General features: G+C 72.2%; 6 protein-coding genes and 1 pseudogene. All 7 read left to right on the plus strand.

Features of this window, described 5'->3' with window-relative positions; all coding sequences use genetic code 11:
* A partial coding sequence (gene cgtA / locus AC1DY2_RS15845) for an Obg family GTPase CgtA (RefSeq protein WP_476763296.1) occupies positions 1 to 425 on the plus strand: 425 nt, incomplete at its 5' end.
* Positions 422 to 1,240 carry a glutamate 5-kinase gene (proB, locus tag AC1DY2_RS15850; RefSeq protein ID WP_476763297.1) on the plus strand — a complete coding sequence of 273 codons (819 nt, stop codon included), beginning with the start codon at positions 422 to 424 and terminating at the stop codon, positions 1,238 to 1,240. The genes cgtA and proB, both read left to right, overlap by 4 nt.
* 9 nt (positions 1,241 to 1,249) lie before the next feature.
* Positions 1,250 to 2,518 (plus strand): glutamate-5-semialdehyde dehydrogenase, encoded by a 1,269-nt coding sequence (locus AC1DY2_RS15855; RefSeq protein WP_476763298.1) that lies wholly within the window; start codon positions 1,250 to 1,252, stop codon positions 2,516 to 2,518.
* Positions 2,519 to 2,568: 50 nt separating this feature from the next.
* Entirely contained in the window at positions 2,569 to 2,790 is a 222-nt protein-coding gene (locus AC1DY2_RS15860; protein ID WP_309978685.1) for a hypothetical protein, read from the plus strand.
* A 15-nt stretch (positions 2,791 to 2,805) separates the two neighbouring features.
* On the plus strand, positions 2,806 to 3,405 hold the full coding sequence (nadD, locus tag AC1DY2_RS15865; RefSeq protein WP_309978683.1) for a nicotinate-nucleotide adenylyltransferase: 600 nt from the start codon (positions 2,806 to 2,808) through the stop codon (positions 3,403 to 3,405).
* The gene (locus AC1DY2_RS15870; RefSeq protein ID WP_476763299.1) at positions 3,402 to 4,469 is read left to right on the plus strand and encodes a hypothetical protein; all 1,068 of its coding nucleotides are present in this window, start codon (positions 3,402 to 3,404) and stop codon (positions 4,467 to 4,469) included. The genes nadD and AC1DY2_RS15870 overlap by 4 nt, the downstream gene beginning before the upstream one ends.
* 34 nt (positions 4,470 to 4,503) lie before the next feature.
* Positions 4,504 to 4,611 (plus strand): annotated as a pseudogene (locus AC1DY2_RS15875) (ribosome silencing factor); the annotation flags it as partial.

Consider the following 4,611-nt stretch of genomic DNA (forward strand, 5'->3'; position numbering starts at 1 on the left):
GGGTGCACCAGACCGACTTCACGAACGACGAGGCCGTCGGCTTCCTCGCCGACCGCCTCGCGCGGCTCGGCGTCGAGGACGCGCTCGTGCGCGCCGGCGCGGTCGCCGGATCAACCGTCGTCATCGGGCCGGGTTCGGGCGTCGTGTTCGACTGGGAGCCGACCCTCACCTCGACCGCCGAGCTCATCACCGCACCGCGCGGCGCGGACCTCCGCCTCGACGACAATCGCCGGGCCACCCGCGCCGAGCGCAAGACCGAGTACCACGAGCGCATGGACGCGAAGGCCGAAGCCCGAGCCGAGCTCCAGCGCGAGCGCGAGGCCGGCCTGTGGGGCGAGGACCCCGACGTCGAGGTCGCCGTCGACGTCGCCGTCGACGACCTGCAGCCGGCGGACGGCGAGGGATCGGGGGAGGGCGAACGGTGACACCGCGTACGCGCGCCGACATCCCCGATGCCCGGCGCATCGTCGTGAAGGTCGGCTCGTCCTCGATCAGCGGCGCGAACGCCGGACAGATCGGCCCGCTCGTCGATGCCCTCGCAGCCGCGCACGAGCGCGGCACCGAGGTGGTGCTCGTCTCCTCGGGGGCCATCGCCACCGGCATGCCCTACCTCAAGCTCGACGCGCGGCCCACCGACCTCGCGACGCAGCAGGCCGCGGCATCCGTCGGCCAGAACCTGCTCGTGTTCCGCTACCAGGACTCGCTCGACCGCTACGGCATCGTCGCCGGCCAGGTGCTCCTCACCGCCGGCGACCTCGAGCACGCCACGCCGCGCTCCAACGCGCAGCGCGCCATGGATCGCCTGCTGGCACTGCGCATCCTGCCGATCGTGAACGAGAACGACACCGTCGCGACCCACGAGATCCGCTTCGGCGACAACGACCGGCTCGCGGCCCTTGTCGCCGAGCTCATCGGCGCCGACCTGCTCGTGCTGCTCTCCGACGTGGACGCCCTGTACACGCGGCCGCCGCACCTCGAGGGAGCCGAGCGGATCGCGCACGTCGCGTTCGGCGATGAGCTCGCCGGCGTCGAGATCGGGTCGGTGGGGCGTGCCGGCGTCGGCACCGGGGGGGCGGAGACGAAGGTCTCCGCCGCCCGCATCGCCGCGGAGGCGGGAGCCGCGGTGCTCATCACGGCGACCCCGCTCGTCGCCGAGGCCCTCGCAGGTGCCGAGATCGGCACGTGGTTCGATGCGGCACCCGATCGTCACACTCGAGGCGGCGAATCCGACCTCGCCTAGGCTGGTCGCATGGAGCACCCCGACCTCGACGCCACGGTGATCGACGCGCGCCTCGCCGCCGCGAAGGAGGCGTCCTATCGGCTCGCGCGCGCGACGACGTCCGAGAAGGACGCTGCGCTCGCCCAGGTGTCCTCGATCCTCCGCGAGCGCACCGACGAGATCGTCGCCGCCAACGCGCTCGACCTCGAAGCCGGCCGGGCGGGCGGCCTCGCCGCGGGGCTCCTCGACCGGCTGACGCTCGATCCCGTGCGCATCGGCGCCCTCGCCGACGCCGTGCTCGAGGTGATCGCCCTCACCGACCCCGTGGGCGAGACCGTGAGCGGCCGTTCGCTTCCGAGCGGCGTGCGCATCGACCAGGTGCGCGTGCCACTCGGCGTCGTCGGTGCGATCTACGAGGCCCGCCCCAACGTGACCGTCGACATCGCCGTGCTCGCGCTGAAGAGCGGCAACGCCGTCGTGCTGCGCGGCGGCAGCGCCGCCGAGCAGACCAACGCGGTGCTCGTCGGCGTGCTCCGCGACGCCCTCGCGGCGGTCGGGCTGCCAGCCGACGGCGTGCAGACCGTCGACGACTTCGGGCGGGCGGGCGCCCGGCACCTCATGCAGGCCCGCGACTACGTCGACGTGCTCATCCCTCGCGGCAGCGCCGGCCTGATCAAGGCGGTCGTCGACGAGGCGCGCGTGCCGGTCATCGAGACCGGGGCCGGGGTGGTGCACATGTTCCTCGACGCCAGCGCGCGGGAGGACTGGGCAGTCGAGCTCGTGCACAACGCGAAGACGCAGCGCCCCAGCGTGTGCAACGCCCTCGAGACGCTGCTCGTGCACCGAGAGGCGGCCGAGCGGCTGCTGCCGCCCGTGCTCGACCGGCTCGAGGCATCCGGCGTCACCATCCACGCCGATCAGCGCGTGCGGTCGCTGCGCCCGGAGGCCCTCGAGGTCACCGACGAGGACTGGGCCACCGAGCACATGAGCCTCGACCTCTCGGTGGGCATCGTCGATTCGCTCGACGACGCGCTCGCGCACATCCGCCGGTACTCCACCAAGCACACCGAATCGATCGTCACGAACGACCTCGGCAACGCAGAGCGGTTCCTCAACGAGGTGGATGCCGCGGCCGTCATGGTCAACGCGTCCACCCGGTTCACCGACGGCGCCGAGTTCGGGTTCGGAGCCGAGGTCGGGATCTCCACGCAGAAGCTGCACGCCCGCGGCCCCATGGGGCTGCCCGAGCTCACCAGCACGAAGTGGATCGTGCGCGGGGCCGGGCACGTGCGCGGCTGACGTCGCTAGACTGTCACGAGCGACACCCGCAGGATCGAAAGGAACGGCGAATGAGCCTCACGACCGCAGTGCTGACCGGCACGGTACTCACCGAGACGGTGCACGCGAGAGAGCTCCCGATGGAGCCGTTCATGTACGGCGTCGTCGCGATCATCATCTTCGCCGCCCTGGCGTTCGTCGCGGCGTCCTACCGCGACGTCGCGAACCGCCACCGCGCGAAGGCCGAGGCCTACGCCGCCCGTCACGGCGGGAGCGAGCACGGCGGGCACTGAGCGGGCCTCCGCGCGATGACGGGTGAGAACGGTCGGCCACGCATCGGCGTGATGGGCGGCACGTTCGACCCCATCCATCACGGCCACCTGGTGGCCGCGAGCGAGGTGGCGCAGTCGCTCGGCCTCGACGAGGTCATGTTCGTGCCCACGGGCGCGCCGAGCTACAAGGCCGACGTCACTCCGGCCGAGCACCGCTATCTCATGACGGTCATCGCAACGGCGTCGAACCCGACCTTCACCGTGAGCCGCGTCGACATCGACCGCCACAAGCCCACGTTCACGATCGACACGCTGCGCGACCTGCACGAGGAGCGGCCCGACGCCGACCTCTACTTCATCACCGGGGCCGACGCGATCGCCCAGATCCTGTCGTGGAAGGACGTCGACGAGCTCTGGCGACTCGCGCATTTCGTCGCTGTGAGTCGGCCGGGACACGTGCTGTCCGTTTCGGGTTTGCCTGAGCAGGACGTAAGCTTGCTGGAGGTTCCGGCACTTGCGATCTCGTCGACCGACTGCCGGGACAGGGTGCGCCGGGGATTCCCGGTGTGGTACTTGGTGCCCGATGGGGTCGTCCAGTACATCTCCAAGCACCATCTCTATCGGAGTGTCGAATGACGTCGTCGCAGGAACCCCCGCTGACGCGCCGCGAGTTGCGTGAGCGCGAACGGCTGCGTGAGCAGCAGGAGACGTCGCCGACCCCGGATGCCGCTCAGGCGGCTCCCGCTCAGCCGGTTGCTGCTGCGCCGCAGACGACCGAGCCCCAGCGACCGCCCGTCCCGCCGGTGCAGGCCGCTCCGCCCGTCCAGGCTCCGCCGCCTGCCGCGCCCGCCCAGGTGCAGCCGGGCTACGCCGCCCCCCGTTCGGCCGGCGCCGGCACGGACCCCGCCTCCCCGTTCGGCGGCGCCGTCGTCGCGACGCCTGCGGGCGATCCGTTCGCCTCGATCCTGCCGCCGCCGATGGGTGCCGACACGGCCATGACCCCTGAGCGCACCCTCACCCGCCGTGAGCTGCGCGCGATGCTCGACGCGAACTCGACGGGCGAGTTCGACGAGCTCGACTTCGGCGATGAGCCCGCGACGCAGGCGCCGGCGCCGGCCCCCACCGCGAATCCGTTCGCGCCGACGCCGACGCCCCTGCGGGCGCCCGCGCCTCACCAGGTCGCCGACGCCGCGATCGCCGACGAACCCCTCATCGCGCCGAGGCCGGTCGGACACTGGACCGACCAGCTCAACGCCCCGGTCGACCGGGCCGAACCGTTCGACCAGCTGCTGTCGCGCGGCGGCGTGAGTCACGGCGTGCCGACCACGACGAACGCGCTCATCCTGCCGACCCTTCCCGACCACGGGCCGATGGGCGGCTCGCTGGCGGCGAGCGGCGAGACGATCGTCACCGGCTCCGTCGACCTGCCGCGGAGCTTCGGGGCCACGGGCGTGCACCCCAGCCAGATCGACTCCTCCGACGTCGACCGTCTCTTCGATCAGGTCGAGGACGGCGCCGGTGTGGGCGCCCCGGTTGCCGCGACCCGCGCCATCAGCACCCAGAACGCCGCGCGGGCCATGATGGCTCCGCCGAAGAAGGAGGGCATGAACGTTCCGCTCGTGCTCGCCGTGACCGCCGGCGTGCTCGCGCTCGGCGTCGTCGCCACCCTCGTCATCGGTGCGCTGACCGGGCTCTTCTGAGTCCGCCACCGCACCACCATCCGGAAGTGAACGCATGACCGCATCCGACCAGGCACTCGAGTCGCTCGCCCTCGCGGCGCGCGCAGCGGATTCGAAGGGCGGCGAGGACCTCGTCGCCCTCGACGTGTCGGGACCGCTGCCG

The organism is Agromyces sp. P1_H4 (assembly GCF_056405255.1).

Bases quoted from the DNA above. Each gene is read 5' to 3' on its own strand.
- AC1DY2_RS15855 (WP_476763298.1), top strand. From the start codon at position 1,250: ATGGAGCACCCCGACCTCGACGCCACGGTGATCGACGCGCGCCTCGCC.
- AC1DY2_RS15860 (WP_309978685.1), top strand. From the start codon at position 2,569: ATGAGCCTCACGACCGCAGTGCTGACCGGCACGGTACTCACCGAGACG.
- nadD (WP_309978683.1), top strand. From the start codon at position 2,806: ATGACGGGTGAGAACGGTCGGCCACGCATCGGCGTGATGGGCGGCACG.
- AC1DY2_RS15870 (WP_476763299.1), top strand. From the start codon at position 3,402: ATGACGTCGTCGCAGGAACCCCCGCTGACGCGCCGCGAGTTGCGTGAG.